The following is an 18,917-nucleotide window of genomic DNA, read 5'->3' as shown; positions in this document are numbered from 1 at the left end:
CGGGCATGGCCCGCTACCTCGACGTCCACCCGCACGACCCGCAGCCCCGTGCGATCGCCCAGGCGGTCGCGATCCTGCAGGACGACGGGCTCATCGCCTACCCGACCGACTCGTGCTACGCGCTGGGCACACGGATGGGGAACACGCACGGGACCGACCGCATCCGCGCCGTCCGCCACCTCGACGCCAAGCACCACTTCACGCTCGTGTGCGCGGACTTCGCCCAGCTCGGCCAGCTCGTCAAGATCGACAACGCGGCGTTCCGGGCGATCAAGGCCGCGACGCCGGGGCCGTACACGTTCATCCTGCCGGCGACGGCCGAGGTGCCGCGCCGGCTCGCCCATCCCAAGAAGCGGACCGTCGGGGTGCGGATCCCCGACAACCGGGTCGTCGCGGCGCTCCTGCGCGAGCTGGGGGAGCCGATCCTGACGAGCACGCTCCTGCTGCCCGAGCACGCCGAGCCGCTGACCGACGGCTGGCAGGTCAAGGAGGAGCTCGACCATCTCGTCGACGCGGTGATCGACGCGGGGGAGTGCGGCACCGAGCCGACCACGGTCGTGGACTGGTCGGACGGCGCACCCGAGGTCGTGCGTGTGGGCGCGGGGGACCCCGACCGCTTCGCCTGAGATCCGGGCGAAGGCCCGATGATCTCCCACTTCGGAGAAAATAGTGTGCCAAGCAGTGCGGCCCGCAACGGTCCGTCCCGCCGCGCGTGACGTCCCACGAGCCACGACCCGGGGGGTGGGCTCGGCGTGTGACCGACGCCTCGGGACGCGCGCCGCGCCGGGAACGCGCCCACCGCCTAGCGTGAGACCCATGAGCAGCGACGGACTCGCCCAGGCCCGCACGAAGATGACCGACGGGGGAGTGCACCCCACCGCGATCGACGTGTTCAGCCGGTTCTACGACCTCCTCGCCTCGGGCGAGACGGGGACCATCCCGGAGTCGGACGTGAGCCCGCTGGGCGACGTCCCGCGGCACGCCGACCTCGACGTCGACCCGGACGCCGCGCGCGAGGCCCTCGCGGCCACCGCGATCATCAAGCTCAACGGCGGCCTCGGCACGTCGATGGGCATGGAGCGGGCCAAGTCCCTGCTCACGGTGCGGGACGACGCCCCCGACGGCAGTGGTCCGCTGACCTTCCTCGACGTGATCGTCGGGCAGGTGCGCGCTGCCCGTGCGGCGACGGGGGCGCGGCTCCCGCTCGTGCTCATGAACAGCTTCTCGACGCAGGACGACACGCTCGCCGCGCTCGCCGCGCACCCCGACGTCGCCGTCGACGGGCTGCCGCTCGACTTCCTGCAGAACCGCGAGCCCAAGCTGCGCGCCGACGACCTCACGCCGGTCGAGTGGCCCGCCGACCCGTCGCTCGAGTGGTGCCCGCCCGGGCACGGTGACCTCTACACGGCCCTGTACGCCTCGGGCGTGCTGCGCGCGCTCCTCGACGCCGGCTTCCGGTACGCGAGCGTGTCGAACTCCGACAACCTCGGCGCGGCCCCCGACGCGGCGATGGCCGGCTGGTTCGCCGGCACGGGCGCCCCCTTCGCGGCCGAGGTCGCGCGGCGCACGCCCGCCGACCGCAAGGGCGGCCACCTGGTGGTGCGCACCGCGGACGGGCGGCTCGTGCTGCGCGAGAGCGCCCAGGTGCTCGACGCCGACAAGGACGCCGCGGGCGACATCGACACGCACCGGTACTTCAACACCAACAACCTGTGGTTCGACCTCGAGGCCCTCGCGGCCGAGCTCGAGCGCACCGACGGCGTGCTCGAGCTCCCGCTGATCCGCAACGACAAGACCGTGGACCCGCGCGACGCGTCGTCGACGAAGGTCGTCCAGGTCGAGTCCGCGATGGGCGCGGCGGTCGAGGTGTTCGACGGCGCGCTCGCGATCGAGATCGACCGCTCGCGGTTCCTGCCCGTCAAGACCACGAACGACCTGCTCGTGCTCCGCTCCGACGTGTACGCGCTCGGGGACGACTACCGCCTCGTGGCACGCACCGACGCGCCGTTCGTCGACCTCGACACCGCGCACTACAAGCTCGTGGCCGACTTCGACGCGCGGTTCCCCGCGGGTGCCCCGTCGCTGGTCGAGGCGTCGTCGCTCACCGTCGAGGGGGACTGGACCTTCGGCGCGGACGTGCGGGTGGCCGGGGACGCCGTCCTGCGCGGCGAGGGCGGCGAGGTGCCGGACGGCGCGGGGCTGGGTCCCGACGGGATCACGGCCTGACGGAGCCACGGCCTGCCGTGCGGGTGGCCGCACGGCAGCGCTGCCTGACAGGAACGGGACTGGCCTGAACCAGACCGGCCGGAACCGGGCCGGCCGGACGTGAGTCGCCCGGAACCGCACCGACAGCGGCGCTCAGGGGACGCTGACGACGCGCACCTCGCCGTGGAGCGCGGTCACGGCGCCGAGCGTGAGGGCCGCGAGGTCGGCCTCGAACGTCCCCACGTCGTCGAGCCGGACGAGTGCGCCCAGGCGGGCGCTCGCGCCGTACTCGGGGTCGAGCGCGACGGCGCGGTGCTGGGCGGCCCAGGAGTGCACGAACGCGCCCACGCGCCCCGCCTCGGCGTGCGGCACGTCGACCACGAGCTCGCGCACACGCTCGCGCCGCAGCACCGTCGCGGCGTCGCACGCCTGCGACACCGCCCCGGAGTAGGCGCGCACGAGCCCGCCCGCGCCGAGCAGCACCCCGCCGAAGTACCGCGTGACCACCACGACGACGTCGGTCAGCGCGCGGTGACGGAGCACGTCGAGCATGGGCGAGCCGGCGGTGCCCGCGGGCTCCCCGTCGTCCGACGAGCGTTGCTGGTCGGCGTGCGTGCCGAGGATCATCGCCGTGCAGTGGTGCCGGGCTTCCCAGTGCTCCTTGCGGCACCGGGCGATCACGGTCTCGGCGGCGCTGAGGTCGGCGGCGGGGGAGAGGTGCGCAAGGAACCGGGAACGCTTGATCTCGAGCTCCACGGAGACCGGCGCGGCGACGGTCGAGGGCAGGTCCGGGGGCACCGACCCAGCCTAGGTCGTCCCTGCCCGTGGACAGGTGAAGTCGCATCGCCGCGAGGACCGCGGCTCCGTCGTCCGACACGCCGACGAACCTGACCAAAATAGTATGCCAAGCGGATAGAGTCCGCTCATGGCTCAGACACCCGAGCAGGAACCGACAAGCCCCGACCAGGGAAGGTACCCCCGGCCGCCGGTGACACGTGCGGAGGCGGAGACCGTGTGGCGCGACCTCGCGACCGCCGCGATGGACCCGGCGGTCAAGCCCGAGGTCGTGCGGCTCGCGGTGATCGTCGGGCTCACGCGCGCCACGGGTGCGCGCTACGGCGACCTGCTGCGCTGCACCGTGGACTCGTTCGACCTCGGCCCGGAGTCGGCTCGCGCGGTCGAGGGGAAGGTCGTGGTCCAGCACGGCAAGCACCGCACCGTGCGCGAGCACCGGCTCGACGCGAGCGAGGTCGTGCTCGTGCGCCGCTGGTTCGAGGTGCGTGCCCAGCTCTGCGCCGAGCTCGAGGGGTCCGTGCCGCGCGCACTGCTGCTCACGGTGCACCACACGCACGACAACGGCGTCACGGTCGCGAGCGGCCTGCCGATCACCAAGCAGGGGCTCGTGCTCTCGTGGCGTCGGCACGTGCAGCGCACCAACGCGCGCTGGGCCGGGATCCGCCCGCCGCTGCCGACGCGGTTCGAGCAGGTGCGCAGGGCCTGGCACGACGGCGACCCGGAGGCCGACCGGGCGCCGGCCGCAGCGCGGGCGCTGCGCGAGGATGAGGCGTCGTGAGCGGGACGTCCCGGGCGCGCGGCTACTGGGAGCAGGTCGTGCGACCGCTCGTCGTGGACCGCTGGCCCGGCCTGGGGTACGCCGCGGGACGGCTCGGCAGCGGCTCCGACGTCCTCGGCCTGGACGACGGGACGTCGACGGACCACGACTGGGGCAACCGGCTCACGCTGCTGGTCGACGCCGACCGCGTCGCCGACGTCGACGCGTGGCTCGAGGACGTGCTGCCGCCGGCGTTCGACGGGCTCCCGACCCGGTTCGCCACGACGTGGTCGCCGCAGGTGCGCCACGGCGTCGACGTCGCGAGCGTCGCCGGGTTCGTGCACTCCCGGCTCGGGGTCGACGCGACCGCCCCGCTCGAGCCGTCCGCGTGGCTCGGGCTCACCGGGCAGAGCGTCCTCGAGGTCGTCGCGGGCGACGTGTTCGAGGACGTCGCGGGGGAGCTGACCGCGGTGCGCGAGCGACTCGCGTGGATGCCGCACGACGTGTGGCTCGCGGTGCTCGCGGGCGAGTGGGCGGCGATCGCGCAGGAGCTGCCGTTCGTGGGCCGTGCGGGGGAGCGGGGCGACGACCTCGGCTCGCGGGTGGTCGCCGCGCGCCTCGTCGAGCGCACCGTGCGCCTGGGGTTCTGGCTCGACCGACGGTGGCCGCCGTACGCGAAATGGCTCGGGACGTTGCACGCGCGCCTGCCCCGGGCGTCCGTGACCGCCGCGCCGCTGGGCCGCGCGCTCGCCGCGGACGACTGGCGCACGCGCGAGGCCGCGATCGTCGAGGCGCTCGAGACGCTGCACGACCTGCAGCGCGACACGGGGCTGCCTGCTGCGGCGAGCGCCGTCGTGCCGTTCCACACGCGCGGCTTCGCGGGGGTCGGGGACGTGCCGGAGCTGCTGCGCGACGCCGTGGACGACGCGGGCGTGCGGGCCTGGTCGGCCGGTACGGCGTCCGTCGAGCAGTGGGCCACGTCGGTGCCCGTGCTCATGGACCCCACGGCCCGCTCCCGCGTCGCGGCGGCGGCGCTCGGCCCGGAACCACGACGGGGCCCCGACGCGTGACGTCGGGGCCCCGGGGTCGGTGCGTGGGAGGTCAGGCCTCGTCGGCCGCGCCCGCCTCGGCGAGCTCGGCGGAGTCCTTCTCGCCCTCGCTGTCGGCGGTGCTGAGCGCGCCGCCCGAGGACTCGAGGTGCGCGCGCACGAACCAGTGGAAGAGCTCGAGCTCGTGCAGGTGCCCCACGAGGAGGTCGTTCGTCACGTCGTCGAGGTCGGCCGTCGCGGTCGCAGCCTCGCGGTGCGCGGTGATGATCCCCTGGTACACGGTGTCGAGCGCACCCAGGTGGGCGATGGTCGACGCACGGCCGATCGAGTAGTCGTCCCACGAGCGCGCCTCGACCAGGGCGCCGGGGGTGCCCACGGGCGGGACGCCGAGCGTCGCGATGCGCTCCGCGATCGCGTCGACCATGGCGCGCACGGCGTCGACCTGCGGGTCGAGCATCTCGTGCACCGCGATGAAGTGCGGGCCGACGACGTTCCAGTGGATGTGCTTGAGCGTGAGCTGCAGGTCGTTCAGGGCGTGCAGGCGGCCCTGCAGGATCCCCGCGACCTTTGCGCCGTCCGCGAGCGTGAGCGACGGGACGGTGTACTGGGGCAGGTTCTCTGCGGCCATGAGGTCCTCCTTCGGGGTCGACGGTGCGGCTCTGGCGCCGCGTCCCCATCGTGACCCGGGCGGCCGTGGCTCGCAGGTCGGGAGGCTGTGGCCGTCACCACGCCCGTGCGATCACCCCGGTCAGGACCACCACGCGCGCGGGATCACGAGGTAGGTCAGCGCGCCGAGGGCGAGGGCCGCGACGCCGAGCAGCCACACATTCTGGTACCCCGAGACCAGCAGCGCCGTGACGCCGAGGAGCTGGGTGCCGCACTGGACCACGAGGCTCGAGCGGACGTCGTCGCGCAGGGCGGCCGTCTCGACCCGGGCGGACCACGGCACGGCCGTGCACCACGCGTCGGCACGCAGCGCGAGGTGGGCGAACGGGAGCGCGGCGAGCACGACGGGGTCGAACGGCCCGTCGATCGAGGCGAGGAACCCGATCGCCGCGGCGGCCACGGCAAGCTGCGTGAACGGGAGCCCGCGGTAGTAGACCGCGACCAGCGCGACCAGCACGGCGATGCCTGTCGCGGTGCCCAGGCCGACCGTCTCGACCGTGAACTTGTCCCCCCCGCCTTCGACACGGAAGAAGGCGAGGGTCAGCAGCACGACCAGGGAGCCGGCCAGTGCCATGCGCAGCACGGCACCGTGGATGGTCGCGTCGACGGTCAGCCCGACCTCGGGCAGGTTCTCGTCGACGACGGCGTCGGCCGTGGGACGGCGGACCGCCCGGGCGAGGGCGGTGCGGACGGTGCTCATGCGCGGCTCCGGTGGCTGCGGGACGTGGTGCGGGCGAGTGCCGCGAGCGCCGCGGTGGGTTCGTCGAGCCAGCGCACGACGTGCACGCCGTGCGCGCGCAGCGCGTCGAGGCGGACGGCGCGCTCGGCGCGGGTGATGCGCCAGGCGAGCTCGAGCGCGGAGGTGCTCGACCAACCGGTGACCTCGGGCAGGACGTCCACGGCGACGACGGTGTGCCCCTCGTGGCGCCAGTCCTCGGCGGTGCGGGCGGCGGCGTCGTCGAGGAACGTCGAGAACAGGTAGACGATCGCGTTGCCCGGGATGCGGGGCGCGCGCGCGCGGGGGGCGGGTTCTCCCACGGGGTGGGACAGCGCGAGGCCGTGCAGGACGCGGCGCAGGTGACGACGGCCGCCCGCGGCGGGCAGGGGGCGGCGCGCGCGGCCGAGGTCCTCGAGCGCGACGCGGTCGCCACGGTCGACCGTGGCGCGGGCGACGGTGGCCGCGGCGTTGCGGGCGAGGTCGAGGGAGGTGGCCTCGTCGACGCGCAGGGTGCCGCCGTTCCAGGTGCTCACGTCGGGCCCGACCTCGTCGCGCGAGTCGATGACGACGACGACGGTGGCCTCGGCGGTCGCCCAGGTGCGGCGCACGTACAGGGTCTCGAAGGTGGGTGAGCGCCGGGCGGTCGCGCGCCAGTCGATCCGTCGCAGGGAGTCGCCGGGGCCGAGCTCGTGGACGTCGCGCAGCTCGTCGCCGTCGCCGGGGCGGCGCGAGGTGTGCGGGCCGGTGAGCCCGAGCAGGCGGGCGGGCGTCGGGAGGGCTCCGAGCCGGCTGGTCCCGGGGAGCACGACCCGGCGAGGGGCGTGGGACACCGCGGGGACGCCGACGACGTCGCCGAGGATCGACCGTCCGACGTGGTCGACGCGGAACGTGTCCTGCGGCCCGGTGCGGACGCTGCGCGCGGTGGCCGTGAGGTCACGCTCGCCGTCGACCAGCACGACCCGCTCGACGGGCTCGTGCCCGGGGGCGGCGACGCGCACGTGCGCGGCGACACGCTTGCCCCCGGCGTCGAGGTGGAGGTTCGCGCGGCGCTCGGAACCCTCGGACGGACGGGAGGACACCTGCACGGTCAGGTCGGTCCGGGGGGTGCGTGCCCGGGCGAGGACGGGGCCCAGGACCGCGGGCACGCCGAGCAGCGCGACGTCCGCCCGACCGACCACGAGGCCGAACCCGAGCAGCCCGACCCCGAGCACGACGCCCGCGACGTACGACCGGGACGGCGACCAGGTGGATCCGGGGGTCGTCATCCGACGGTCGCGGGGCCGGGGACGACGTCGCAGATCTCGCGGACCACGGACTCGGTCTGCACGCCCGAGGCCCAGGCCGCCGGGGTGAGCGTGAGCCGGTGCGCGAGGACGGGCACCGCGACGCGCTTGACGTCCTCGGGCACGACGAAGTCGCGTCCGGCGAGGACTGCGACGGCGCGGGCCAGGAGCAGGAGGTTCTGCGACCCGCGGGGCGAGGCGCCGACGTCGAGCACGGGGCTCGTGCGGGTCGCCGCGGCGAGGTCGACGCAGTAGGTCAGGAGCGAGTCGTCGACCGTGACGGCCTCGACCGCGGCCTGCATCGCGAGGACCGTGGGGGCGTCCACGACGCGGCGCACGGCCGTGGCCTCCTGCCGGCGGCCGATGCGGCGCGCGAGGACGTCCTTCTCCTGGTCGCGACCGGGGTAGCCGACCGACAGGCGGACCATGAACCGGTCGAGCTGCGCCTCGGGCAGCGGGTAGGTGCCCTCGTACTCGACGGGGTTGGACGTCGCCATGACGTGGAACGGGTGGGGGAGCGGCCGCGTGACCCCGTCGATCGAGACCTGGCGCTCGGCCATGGCCTCCAGGAGCGCGGACTGGGTCTTGGGGGCCGTGCGGTTGATCTCGTCCGCGAGGAACAGGCCCGTGAACACCGGCCCGGGCCGGAACTCGAAGCGACCCGAGGCCGGGTCGAAGACCGAGGAGCCCGTGATGTCGGAGGGCAGCAGGTCGGGTGTGCACTGCAGGCGTGCGAAGTCGAGCCCGAGAGCGGCGGCGAGGCTGCGCGCCGCGAGGGTCTTGCCCAGGCCGGGCACGTCCTCGAACAGCACGTGCCCTCCCGCGAGCACGGCCGCGAGCGCCAGCTCGAGGGTGTCGCGCATGCCGACGACGGCGGTGCCGACCTCGTCGAGGACGGCGGTGGCGTGGTGGTGGACGTCGGTGGGGGTGAGGGCGGGCTGCTGCGTCGTGGGGGTGTGCGTGGCGGTGGGTTCGGTGGTCACGGGTGGTTCTGCCTCTCGGGTGTGCGGGCGGCGAGCTGCTCGAGGGTCGTCATGACGGCGGCGGCGGTGCGGGGTGTGGGCATGCGGGTGGTGTCGGTGAGCGCGTCGTGGGCGCTGGGGCCGAGGAGGGCGCGGGCGCGGTCGGCCTGGGTGGGGTCTGCGAGGTCGACGCCGTGGGTGGCGAGGGTCGTGGTGGCGAGGTCGCGCAGGCGGCGGATGACGCGTTCGCCGACGCGTCGGTCGCGGCCGTGGACGGCCCAGGCGAGCTGGGAGACGTCGCGGCGGGTGCCGTCGCGGCTCCAGCCGGGGGTGGCGGGCAGCTCGACGGGGGAGTCGTCGGGTGCGGTGTTCCACAGGGCGGCCGCGCTGACGATGAGCGCGAGCAGGGCGAGCACGTGGAGGGGTTCGATCCCGAGGACGGCGGCGGCGACGGCGGCCAGGGTGGCGCCGACGGCGAAACGGCGGGTGGTGCGGACGCGGTCGCTGGGGCGTGGTCGGCGGCGGCGGCGGCTCATGGCGCTCCGGGGGTGCTCGTGGTGGTACCGGGGGTCTCGATGTCGCGGGCCTTGGTGTCGCGGGCCTCGGGGGTGAGCGTCTCGGTGAGTCGTTCGAGCGCGGTGCGGGCGGTCGTGACGGCGATGGGGTCGAGGGGGTGGTCGCCGAACCGGGCCTGGAGGTACAGGTCGCGCAGGGTCGTGACGGCGTGGGGGTCGGCCTGGGTGCGGTGCAGGACCTTGGTGGTGAACTCGGTGGGTGTCTGCGCGGGGTCGCGGTGGGCGCCGAGGTCGGCGGCGGACTCCTCGAGCGCGACCCAGGCGGCGACGACGCCGTCGGTGGGGGTGGCGGCTGACTCGAGGCGGTCGGTCGCGGTGCGCACGCCTCGGCGCAGGGGTGCGGGCGTGAGGTCGTCCGGGTCGGCGTCGAGGGCTTCGCCGGTGCCCCCGGCGTCGGTGGCGCGCATCCGGATGGTGCTGGTGCGGCGCAAGGACACGCCACGGAACCAGCTGACGATCACGGCGGCGACGAGCAGCGCGATGCCGGCGAAGACGATCTTGACGAGGGTGCGGGTGAGGGTGCTGTCGCCGGCTTCCTCGAGGAGGCGGGTGGGGGTGGGCGTGGGGACGGGCGTGGCCGCGGGAGGTGTGAGCTCGGGGGCGGGGCCGTCGAACACCCCGAGGTCCGAGATCCAGGCGTTGACGCTCCAGGCGGGGGCGAGCGCGGCGGCGAGCACGACGGTCGCGACGAGGGCACCGACCCAGGCGGCGAGGCGGGTGCGGCTCATGCGGTCGGGACCGGGGGCCCGGCGAGGTCGGCGGCGTGGGCTCCCGCGACGGCCGCGGCGACGAACGCGGCGGGGTCGCCGTCGAGGTCGCGTCCCATCGTCGAGAGCCCGCCGGGGGTCGCGCGCAGGGCGGTGAGCAGGTCGGTGCCGGCGTCGATCGTGACGAGGCGGTGGCGTCCGTGCGCGGTGACGAGGTCGTGGGCCTGGCGGTGCACGCGGGTCTCGAGCGCCTCGCCCCAGGCCGCGAGCGCCGTGAGGTCGGCGGTGGCGCGGGGGACGGGGATGTCGGCGCCGTGGTGGGCGACGCGCCCGTAGGCGGTGAGGGTGTGGTGGGAGATGCCGAGGTGGCGGTCGCGGGCGTCGGCGCCGGACACGCGCAGGGACCCGATGCCGCGTCCGCGCAGGGTCGCGGCGGCGTTGAGGGCTTCTCCGGTCGCGACGCCGGAGTAGCCCCAGCGGGTGCCGGTGCCGAGGTTGCCGGGGCCTTGGGCGACGACGGCGAGGTCGGCGTGGGTCACGAGGTGTGCGGTAAGGAGCCCGGTGTGGACGGTGACGGCCTCGTGGTCGCCGCCGTAGGTCTGCCCGGTGGTGATGCAGGCCTCGATCCAGCCGGCGTCGCGCAGGGTGGCGACGGTGCGGGAGAACGCGGCGGGCAGGGCCCCGCCGTCGGTCATGACGTAGGCGATCCGGGGGGCGGGGCGTCCGGCGCGGGCGGCGGCGTGCCGGGCGCCGGCGACGATGGCGGGCAGCGCGGAGTGCAGGTCGGCGACGACGACGGGCATGCCGTGCAGGTCGTCGGCGTCGGCGAGGGCGGCGTGGTGGGGGGACTCCTGCTCGTCGGCGCCCAGGACGAGGGCCTGCAGCGGCGTGTAGCGGGCCTTGACGAGGTGTCCGGGGCCGGGGGGCGGGTCGGCGGGCAGCGTGTCGGGGGTGGCGACGACGAGCGCGTACCCGCCGGTGCCGAGGCCACGGGCGAGCGCGGAGACGTTGAGGGTCACGCGGTCGCCGACGGCGGGGGTCCCCACGAGGTCGGTGTAGGCGAGGGCGCGCACCTGGGCGGGAAGCCGGGCGGGTTCTTCCGCGTCCGGTGCCGCCGTCGCCTCGTTGCGCGCTCCGGCATCCACCTCGGCGCGCACGGCCGGGTCGACGGGGGGTGGCGCGGAGGTGTCGTGCGACAGGTCGACCCTCAGCTCGATCGCCCCCTGCCACGTGCGCCCCTGCGACACCACGAATCCTTCTCGCCACGTGATCACCCGCGAAGGCTACCGTGCGCTGTAGGTTGAGCGGGATGGCGTACAGATCTCAGGCACACGAGCGGCTGCTGAACCTCGTGATCGCGTTGGTGAACACGAGCGCGTCGATGACCAAGCAGCAGATCCGTTCGAAGGTCAACGGGTACGCGCACGCACCCACGGTCGAGGCGTTCGAGCGCATGTTCGAGCGCGACAAGGACGCGCTGCGCGAGCTCGGCGTGCCCGTGATGACGGTCGACTCGGGCGGGCACGCGGACGACGTCGGGTACCGGATCGACCTGGACGCGTACGCGCTGCGCGAGCTGGACCTGACGCCCGCCGAGCTGGGCGTGCTGTCGTTGGCGGCGCAGTTCTGGGCCGACAAGAACGTGCGCGCCGACATCTCGCGCGCGCTGACGAAGATCCGTTCGGCGGGCGTCGCGGAGGCCGCGGGCGACGTCGTCGCCGGCCTGGCGCCGCGCGTGCGGGCCGTGGGCGAGGCGTACGGGCCGCTGCTGGACGCGATCGGGTCGCGCACCGCGGTGACGTTCACGTACCGGGCGGCGTCCACGGGCGAGGTGCTCTCGCGCGTGGTCGAGCCGTGGCGGATCGCCGCCCGCGGCGGCGGCTGGTACCTGCTCGGGTTCGACCGGGAGCGGGGGGCGGCGCGCGCGTACCGGCTCTCGCGGGTCGTGGGCCGGGTCCGTGCGATCGGGACGGCGGGCGCGTACGCGCTGCCCGACGACGTGGACGTCGACGCCCTGCTGGGCACGCGCGGCGGCGAGCCGCGCACCGCCCGCCTGGCCGTGCTCGCCGAGCGGGCGGGTGCGCTGCGCGCCCGCGGCACGGCCGTCGCCCCGGCCGCCGAGCCGACCGTGGCCGAGCACACGGTGGCCGAGCCGACCGTGGCGGGCTCCGAGTCCGCCCGCGACGTCGTCGACGTGCCGTTCACCTCCACGACGTCCCTCGCGGACGAGATCGCCGGGTACGCCGACGCGGTGCTCGTCCTCGCACCGCAGGACCTGCGCGACGCGGTCGTCGAACGGCTGCGGCTCGCCGCCGCACTGGGCCGCACCGAAGCGCACGACGACGATCACGCCCACGACGACGACGACAGGGGGAGCCGTGGCTGAGCGGGCCGACGACCGGGTGGTGCGACTGCTCGGCATCGTGGCGTTCCTGGAGAACGCGGGACCCGTCCGGGTCGAGGACCTCGCGGACCGGTTCGGCGTCAGCAGCGAGCAGATCGTCAAGGACGTCGACGCGCTGTGGGTGACCGGCACCCCCGGGTACTGGCCCGACGACCTGATCGACTTCGACGCGTCCTCGCTCGAGCGGGGCGTGGTGCGCCTGACGCAGTCGCGCGGCCTGACCCGCCCCCTGCGCCTGGGCACCCGCGAGGCGGTCGCGCTCGTCGCGTCCCTGCGCGCCATGCGCGGCGTCCTGGCACCCGACGACGAGCGGGTGCGCGTCGTCGACTCCGTCCTGGCGAAGCTGACCGAGGCCACCGGCGAGGCCGCCTCCGCCCTGGACGTGCGCCTCGCACCACCCGGAGACCCGCAGGTCGTGCAGACCGTCACCCGCGCCCTCACGGACCGCCGCCGGCTGCGCATCCGGTACGTGACCGCCGCGGACGTCGTCACCGACCGCGAGATCGACCCCGTGCTGCTGCACACGCAGGACGAGCACGCATACCTGCTCGCGTGGTGCCACCGCGCGCAGGGGCGGCGCACGTTCCGCCTCGACCGCATCCTGTCGGCGCAGACCCTCGACGCCCCCGCGCAGGACCACGGCATCACGCTCGACGTCGACGACCCCGGGTACGCCCCGCACGCCGACGCGCCCCTGGCCACCATCGGGTTCGCCTCGCCCGCCCGGTGGGTCGCCGAGCAGGTGCCCGTCGAGTCCGTCCACGACGTCGACGGCGGGTTCGAGGTCACCTTGCGCGTGACCAACCCCGTGTGGCTGCGGCACCTGCTGCTCGAGCAGGCCCGGCACGTGCGCAGCGTCGAGCCGGCCTGGCTCGTCGAGGACGTCGTCACGTCCGCGAGCGCCGCCCTGGACGCGTACGAGCACCTGGCGGGCACCCCGTGACCGGGGTCCTGGGCGGCCTGGACGCCGCGACGTGGTGGCTGGTGTGGGCGCAGCTGGTGGTGCTCGCGTGCGCGGTGCTGTCCGTGGTCGTGGGCGACACGCTGCACCGCGCCCGCCGGTTGCAGGGGGCGATCGCGGACGCGTCGGGCGTGGTGGACCGTGTCGCGGACGTCGCCGCGGAGCTCGAGGACGCCCGCGAGCGGGCCGGGGGGCCTGCGGCGCGCGTGTTCGACGACCCGCGGGTGGTGCGGGCCGAGTCGGACGCCGCCCGGGCCCGGTACGCCGCGCACCGGGCGGGTCGGCGTGCCGCGCGGGCCCGCCGCGACCGTGCGGTGCAGGAGCGGTGGCTGCGCGACGAGCTGTGAGCGGGCCTGCGCACCATGCCCGTGAACCGGGCCTGACGTGCGGCGGCATGTCCTACGATGTGGGGGAGCGGCGCCGAGCGTGCCGCGCTGCGACATCAGTGAACGTCGACGATCAGTGAAGCGTCGAAGCGTGAACGTTCGCTGGGCCCGACATCGAACGACCTCGTCGTGCACCGCTGGTGCACCGTCACCGCGACACCGTCTGGAAGTGGGAACCGTGAAGATCCTGAGCCATCCCGCGACGATCCTGATCCTGATCCTGATCATCGTCCTGCTCTTCGGGTCCAAGCGGCTGCCGGACCTCGCGCGCAGCGTCGGCCAGTCGCTGAAGATCTTCAAGAAGGAGGTCACGGACCTGCGCGGCGACGACAAGCCCGCGACCCCCACGACCCCCGCGGCCGGCCCGGCGCCGTCCGACACCACGACGGGCGCCACCACGACGGGCGCCACCGGAACCCCGGGGGGCACGACGGCGCACGGCACGCCAGGAGCGGGGGTTCCCGCGGCGCCGCTCGTGCCAGGCACGGCGGCGGGTCTGCCCGACGCCTCCCCGGCCGCGAGCGCGCCGGCTGAGTCGACGACGTCCGCCCGCCCCGGCACCGACGACGGCGACGCGAAGGCCTGACGGCGGTGTCGCGCGCGCGGCGCGCCAACCCTGAGGGGCGCATGCCCCTGCGGTCCCACCTGGTCGAGGCGCGCCACCGGGTGTTCCTGGCCGCGATCGGCGTGGTCGTGGGTGCCGTCGTCGGCTGGATCCTGTACGAGCCGATCTTCGAGGCGCTGCAGCAGCCGCTCGCGGACGTCTCGGCCGAGCGCGGCATCCTCGCGACCCTGAACTTCTCGGGCGTGGTGACCGCGGTCGACATGAAGGTCAAGGTGTCGCTGTTCCTCGGCGTCATCGTGTCGAGCCCGTGGTGGCTGTACCAGGTGTGGGCGTTCATCACCCCCGGGCTGCGCAGCGCCGAACGCCGGTACGCGATCGTGTTCATCGGCTCCGGGGTGCCGCTGTTCCTGCTCGGTGCGGCCGCGGCGTGGCTCGCGCTGCCCCGCACCGTGGGGATCCTCAACGAGTTCGTCCCGGACGGGTCGGCGAACCTCGTCGACGCGGGCGCCTACCTGGGGTTCGTGATGCGGTTCGTCCTCGCGTTCGGCCTGGTGTGCCTCGTGCCGCTGATCATGGTCGCGCTGACGTTCCTCGGCGTCGTGCCGGGCGGTACGTGGCTCGCGGGCTGGCGCTGGGGCGTGCTGTTCGGGTTCGTGTTCGCCGCGGTCATGACCCCCACGCCCGACGTGCTGAGCATGTTCCTGGTCGCGCTGCCCGTGGTCGCCCTGTACTTCGTCGCGGTCGGGGTGTGCCTGCTGCACGACCGGCGCGCCCGCCGGCGCGCGCCGGTCGAGCACGACGTGCCTGCCACGTGAGCGCGCGCACCCTCGGGCTGGTCGTCAACCCGACGGCCGGCCGCGGGCGCGGGCGCGCAGCCGGGCAACGCACGGCCACCATCCTGCGCGCGGCCGGGCACGCCGTCGTCGACCTGTCCGCCGCGGACGCCGCGACCGCGCTCGACGCCGCCCGCGCGGCCGTGCACGCACACACGATCGACGCGCTCGTCGTCGTCGGCGGCGACGGGATGGTCCACCTGGGCGCGAACGCGGTCGCCGGGACCGACGTCCCGCTGGGCCTGGTCGCCACCGGCACGGGCAACGACGCCGCGCGCGAGCTCGCGCTGCCCGTGCGCGACGTGCCCGCCGCCGTCGCGACCCTCCTGGACGCGCTCGCGCACGGGCGCACCCGACCCCTCGACGCGGGCCTGGCGCGCACCGCCACGGGGGACCGCTGGTTCGTCGGGGTGCTCTCGGCCGGCCTCGACGCGGCCGTCAACGCCCGCGCCAACACGCTCACCTGGCCGCGCGGGCGCGCCCGGTACGTGCGCGCCGTCGCGCTCGAGCTCGCCCGGTTCCGGCCCTACGGGTACCGGATCGTGTCCGACGAACGCACCTGGGACGCGCCCGGGACGCTCGTCGCGGTCGCGAACGGTCCCGCGATCGGCGGCGGGATCCGCATCGCCCCCACTGCCGCGTTCGACGACGGGTGGCTCGACGTCGTGCTCGCCGCCCCGTTCTCCCGCGCCCGCGTCGTGACGATCTTCCCCGGCATGTACCGGGGCACCCACCTGCGGGTGCGCGGCGTGCACACGTTCCGCACCCGCGCGATCACGCTCGAGGCGACGCACGCCGGGGCGCCGCCTCCGCACGCGTTCGCCGACGGCGAGCGCCTCGGCCCCCTGCCGGTGCGCGTCGAGGTCGTCCCCGGGGCGCTGCACCTGCTCGCCTGACGCGCGCCCGACGTGCACGCCCCCGGGTGCGCGGCGCTCCCACGGCGGGCCCCCCGCACGGCCGTACGCTGGGCGCATGGCACGCGAGCGCACCACGACCGGTGACGGCAGCACGACCCGGAAGACCCCCGCCGGCACCGGCACCCGGACCGGCACGACAAGCAACAGGACCGGCGGCACACCCAGCGGCACGGCCGGCGGCACGGCCGAGGTTGACCTCTCGCCCGCGCAGCGGTACGCCGCCGCGCAGGCCCGCGCCCGCGCCGAGGCGAGCGAGCTCGGGGCGTTCCGCCGCCTCGTCGGGTTCGAGCTCGACGCGTTCCAGGTGGACGCCTGCGAGGCGCTCGAGGCCGGGCGGGGGGTGCTCGTGGCCGCCCCCACCGGCGCCGGCAAGACCATCGTCGGGGAGTTCGCCGTCCACCTGGCGCTCGGCGCGGGCCGCAAGGCGTTCTACACGACCCCCATCAAGGCCCTGTCGAACCAGAAGTACGCCGACCTCGTGCGCCGGTACGGGCCCGACGACGTCGGCCTGCTCACGGGCGACTCGTCGGTCAACTCCGACGCGCCCGTGGTCGTGATGACCACCGAGGTGCTGCGCAACATGCTGTACGCGGGCTCGAGCGCCCTCGACGGGCTCGGGTACGTCGTCATGGACGAGGTGCACTACCTCGCGGACCGGTTCCGCGGGCCCGTGTGGGAGGAGGTCATCATCCACCTGCCGGACGACGTGCAGCTCGTGTCGTTGTCCGCGACCGTGTCCAACGCCGAGGAGTTCGGCGACTGGCTCGCGATGGTGCGCGGCGACACCGCGGTCGTGGTCTCCGAGCACCGGCCCGTGCCGCTGGGCCAGCACGTCGCGGCCGCGCCCGCCGAGCCGCGCGGTGCGCCCCGCCTGCTCGACCTGTACGCGCACGACGTCGACCCGACCGATCCCGGCACGAACCCGCCCATCAGCCCCGACCTGCTCGACGCCCTGCGCAGCGCGCGCCCCGACAGCCGCGACCAGCGCGGGGGCCGTGGCGGGTACGACAGGCGCCGCGGCGGGCCACGGCGCGGGCGCGGCGGACCCCCGTCCCGCGGACCCCGCGGCGAGAGCCTGGGCCGTCGCGCACCGCTGCGCTGGGCCGTGGTCGACACCCTCGCCGAGGCACGCCTGCTGCCCGCGATCTACTTCATCTTCTCCCGCGCCGGGTGCGAGGGCGCCGTCACGCAGTGCCTGACCGCGGGCCTACGCCTGACCAGCCCCGCCGAGCAGGCCGAGATCCGGGCCGCGGTCGACGCGCGCGCGGCGACCCTGCCGCCCGAGGACCTCGACGTGCTCGGGTTCTCGACGTGGGCGAACGCCCTCGAACGCGGCGTCGCCGCGCACCACGCCGGCATGCTGCCCATCTTCAAGGAGACCGTCGAGGACCTGTTCTCCCGCGGCCTGGTCAAGGTCGTGTTCGCGACCGAGACCCTCGCGCTCGGCATCAACATGCCCGCCCGGTCCGTCGTGCTCGAGAAGCTCGTCAAGTGGAACGGCACCACGCACGTCGACCTCACCCCCGGGGAGTACACCCAGCTCACGGGCCGGGCCGGGCGGCGCGGCATCGACGTCGAGGGGCACGCGGTCGTCGTCGAGCAGCCCGGCCTCGACCCCGTCGCGCTCGCGGGCCTCGCTTCCAAGCGCCTGTACCCGCTGCGGTCGAGCTTCGCCCCCACCTACAACATGGCCGTGAACCTCGTCGAGCAGGTCGGACGCGACCGCGCCCGCGACGTCCTCGAGACGTCGTTCGCCCAGTTCCAGGCCGACCGCGGCGTCGTCGGGCTCGCCAAGCAGGCGCAGGCGCACGCCGAGGCCCTCGACGGGTACGCGCAGGCCATGCGCTGCGACCGCGGCGACTTCGCCGGGTACGCGCGCCTGCGCCAGGCGATCGGCGCACGCGAGAAGGACCTGTCGCGCACCGCGCACAAGGCCCGCCGCGCCGAGACCGTCGCCGCGTTCGACGCGCTGCGCCCCGGCGACGTCGTCGAGGTCCCCACCGGCCGGCGCGCCGGGCACGTGCTCGTCCTGGCCACCGGCGACGGCGGCTTCGACGGCCCCCGCCCCACCGTCCTGACCACCGACGCGCAGGTCAAGAAGCTGACCGTCGCCGACGCCCCCGCCGGCATCGAGACCCTCACCCGGGTGCGGATCCCCGCCCGCTTCAACCCCCGCACCCCCCGCGAGCGCGCCGGGCTCGCGGGCACCCTGCGCGAGGCCGTGCACGACGCGCACGACACCCGCGAACGTGACGCCGGCCGTGCGGGCACGTCCCGACGACGCACCCAGCGCTCGTCCGCGCACGACGACCGCGAGCTCGCCCGCCTGCGCACCGCGCTGCGCGAGCACCCCTGCCACCAGTGCCCCGAGCGCGAGGACCACGCCCGCTGGGCCGAACGCTGGACCAAGCTGTCCGCCGAGCACGCCGCGATCGTGCGCCGCGTCGAAGGACGCACCGGGTCGATCGCACGCACCTTCGACCGCATCTGCGACGTGCTCGAGACCCTGCACTACCTCGAGCGGGAACCCGCCAGCACGCCCGGGCTGCACGACCCCGAGCTGCAGAGCCCCGCGCTGCAGAGTCCCGAACTTCAGAGCCAGGGCGCCCTGCGCGTGAGCGACGACGGGCGCTGGCTGCGCCGGCTGTACGCCGAGAACGACCTGCTGCTCGCCGAGTGCCTGCGCCGCGGCGCATGGGACGAGCTCGACCCCGCAGGCCTGGCCGCCGCGGTGTCGACCATCGTGTACTCCGCACGCCGCGACGACCCGAGCGACCCGCACGTGCCCGGCGGACCGCACGGCCCCCTCGCCCGCGCCCTCGACCAGACCGTGCGCGTGTGGTCCGACGTCGAGGACCTCGAGGTCGCGCACCGCCTCGACCCGACCGCCCAGCCCGACCTCGGGCTCGTCAGCGCCGTGCACCGGTGGGCCACCGGCCGCTCCCTGGACCACGTCCTGCGCGGCTCCGAGCTCGCCGCCGGGGACTTCGTGCGCTGGTGCAAGCAGGTCATCGACGTCCTCGACCAGCTCGCCAAGGCCGCCCCCGACGCCCGCACCCGCAGCACCGCCCGCAAGGCCATCGACGCCCTGCACCGCGGCGTCGTGGCCTACTCGAGCCTGTGAACCACCCGAC

At 75.2% G+C, this 18,917-nt stretch carries 19 protein-coding genes; 11 read left to right on the top strand and 8 right to left on the bottom strand.

Annotated elements, in window-relative coordinates:
• Window positions 1–5: 5 nt before the first annotated feature.
• Both CLV28_RS08805 and CLV28_RS08800 read left to right on the top strand, forming a co-directional pair.
• Complete coding sequence (locus CLV28_RS08805; protein ID WP_100423123.1) at window positions 6–626, top strand: L-threonylcarbamoyladenylate synthase; 621 nt, start codon at window positions 6–8, stop codon at window positions 624–626.
• A gap of 190 nt (window positions 627–816) precedes the next feature.
• On the top strand, window positions 817–2,226 hold the full coding sequence (locus tag CLV28_RS08800) for a UTP--glucose-1-phosphate uridylyltransferase (RefSeq protein WP_100422897.1): 1,410 nt from the start codon (window positions 817–819) through the stop codon (window positions 2,224–2,226).
• A 132-nt stretch (window positions 2,227–2,358) separates the two neighbouring features.
• Here CLV28_RS08800 and CLV28_RS08795 read toward each other — a convergent pair whose 3' ends face one another.
• Complete coding sequence (locus CLV28_RS08795) at window positions 2,359–3,003, bottom strand: IMPACT family protein (RefSeq protein ID WP_100422896.1); 645 nt, start codon at window positions 3,001–3,003, stop codon at window positions 2,359–2,361.
• A gap of 127 nt (window positions 3,004–3,130) precedes the next feature.
• On the opposite strand from CLV28_RS08795, the gene CLV28_RS08790 reads away from it, so the two are divergent.
• A complete protein-coding gene (locus tag CLV28_RS08790) occupies window positions 3,131–3,778 on the top strand; it encodes a hypothetical protein (protein ID WP_239073206.1) in 648 nt (215 codons plus the stop codon).
• The gene (locus tag CLV28_RS08785; RefSeq protein WP_100422895.1) at window positions 3,775–4,827 is read left to right on the top strand and encodes a DUF4037 domain-containing protein; all 1,053 of its coding nucleotides are present in this window, start codon (window positions 3,775–3,777) and stop codon (window positions 4,825–4,827) included. Before CLV28_RS08790 ends, CLV28_RS08785 begins: the two co-directional genes overlap by 4 nt.
• Window positions 4,828–4,858: 31 nt before the next feature.
• On the opposite strand, the gene CLV28_RS08780 is transcribed toward CLV28_RS08785, so the two are convergent.
• The 7 genes from CLV28_RS08780 to CLV28_RS08750 all read right to left on the bottom strand — a co-directional run bounded on the left by CLV28_RS08780 (window position 4,859) and on the right by CLV28_RS08750 (window position 10,991).
• The gene (locus tag CLV28_RS08780) at window positions 4,859–5,434 is read right to left on the bottom strand and encodes a Dps family protein (protein ID WP_100422894.1); all 576 of its coding nucleotides are present in this window, start codon (window positions 5,432–5,434) and stop codon (window positions 4,859–4,861) included.
• Window positions 5,435–5,554: 120 nt separating this feature from the next.
• The gene (locus CLV28_RS08775) at window positions 5,555–6,172 is read right to left on the bottom strand and encodes a hypothetical protein (protein WP_100422893.1); all 618 of its coding nucleotides are present in this window, start codon (window positions 6,170–6,172) and stop codon (window positions 5,555–5,557) included.
• Window positions 6,169–7,455, bottom strand: a complete 1,287-nt coding sequence (locus tag CLV28_RS08770) for a DUF58 domain-containing protein (RefSeq protein ID WP_100422892.1) — start codon at window positions 7,453–7,455, stop codon at window positions 6,169–6,171. Before CLV28_RS08770 ends, CLV28_RS08775 begins: the two co-directional genes overlap by 4 nt.
• Entirely contained in the window at window positions 7,452–8,456 is a 1,005-nt protein-coding gene (locus tag CLV28_RS08765; RefSeq protein ID WP_239073211.1) for an AAA family ATPase, read from the bottom strand. Before CLV28_RS08765 ends, CLV28_RS08770 begins: the two co-directional genes overlap by 4 nt.
• Window positions 8,453–8,971 carry a hypothetical protein gene (locus CLV28_RS08760; protein WP_100422891.1) on the bottom strand — a complete coding sequence of 173 codons (519 nt, stop codon included), beginning with the start codon at window positions 8,969–8,971 and terminating at the stop codon, window positions 8,453–8,455. The genes CLV28_RS08765 and CLV28_RS08760 overlap by 4 nt, the downstream gene beginning before the upstream one ends.
• On the bottom strand, window positions 8,968–9,738 hold the full coding sequence (locus CLV28_RS08755; RefSeq protein ID WP_100422890.1) for a DUF4129 domain-containing protein: 771 nt from the start codon (window positions 9,736–9,738) through the stop codon (window positions 8,968–8,970). The genes CLV28_RS08760 and CLV28_RS08755 overlap by 4 nt, the downstream gene beginning before the upstream one ends.
• Entirely contained in the window at window positions 9,735–10,991 is a 1,257-nt protein-coding gene (locus CLV28_RS08750; protein WP_100422889.1) for a DUF3866 family protein, read from the bottom strand. Before CLV28_RS08750 ends, CLV28_RS08755 begins: the two co-directional genes overlap by 4 nt.
• A gap of 35 nt (window positions 10,992–11,026) precedes the next feature.
• Between CLV28_RS08750 and CLV28_RS08745 the strand changes: the two genes are divergently transcribed.
• The 7 genes from CLV28_RS08745 to CLV28_RS08715 all read left to right on the top strand — a co-directional run bounded on the left by CLV28_RS08745 (window position 11,027) and on the right by CLV28_RS08715 (window position 18,907).
• A complete protein-coding gene (locus CLV28_RS08745) occupies window positions 11,027–12,103 on the top strand; it encodes a helix-turn-helix transcriptional regulator (RefSeq protein WP_100422888.1) in 1,077 nt (358 codons plus the stop codon).
• A complete protein-coding gene (locus CLV28_RS08740; RefSeq protein ID WP_100422887.1) occupies window positions 12,096–13,064 on the top strand; it encodes a helix-turn-helix transcriptional regulator in 969 nt (322 codons plus the stop codon). The genes CLV28_RS08745 and CLV28_RS08740 overlap by 8 nt, the downstream gene beginning before the upstream one ends.
• Complete coding sequence (locus CLV28_RS08735; protein ID WP_100422886.1) at window positions 13,061–13,429, top strand: hypothetical protein; 369 nt, start codon at window positions 13,061–13,063, stop codon at window positions 13,427–13,429. The genes CLV28_RS08740 and CLV28_RS08735 overlap by 4 nt, the downstream gene beginning before the upstream one ends.
• A gap of 208 nt (window positions 13,430–13,637) precedes the next feature.
• Entirely contained in the window at window positions 13,638–14,054 is a 417-nt protein-coding gene (gene tatA, locus CLV28_RS16255; RefSeq protein WP_308440383.1) for a twin-arginine translocase TatA/TatE family subunit, read from the top strand.
• Between the two features lie 41 nt (window positions 14,055–14,095).
• Window positions 14,096–14,848, top strand: coding sequence for a twin-arginine translocase subunit TatC (gene tatC, locus CLV28_RS08725; RefSeq protein ID WP_100423119.1), 753 nt, complete (start codon window positions 14,096–14,098; stop codon window positions 14,846–14,848).
• Window positions 14,845–15,762 carry a diacylglycerol/lipid kinase family protein gene (locus tag CLV28_RS08720; RefSeq protein ID WP_100422885.1) on the top strand — a complete coding sequence of 306 codons (918 nt, stop codon included), beginning with the start codon at window positions 14,845–14,847 and terminating at the stop codon, window positions 15,760–15,762. Before tatC ends, CLV28_RS08720 begins: the two co-directional genes overlap by 4 nt.
• 76 nt (window positions 15,763–15,838) lie before the next feature.
• Window positions 15,839–18,907 carry a DEAD/DEAH box helicase gene (locus tag CLV28_RS08715; protein WP_100422884.1) on the top strand — a complete coding sequence of 1,023 codons (3,069 nt, stop codon included), beginning with the start codon at window positions 15,839–15,841 and terminating at the stop codon, window positions 18,905–18,907.
• Window positions 18,908–18,917 lie beyond the last annotated feature (10 nt).

This window comes from Sediminihabitans luteus (genome assembly GCF_002797595.1).
In the GTDB taxonomy this organism is placed as follows: Bacteria; Actinomycetota; Actinomycetes; order Actinomycetales; family Cellulomonadaceae; genus Paraoerskovia; species Paraoerskovia lutea.
Note: the sequence above shows the minus strand (reverse complement) of the source record. Positions and strands in the feature narration are given on the sequence as shown.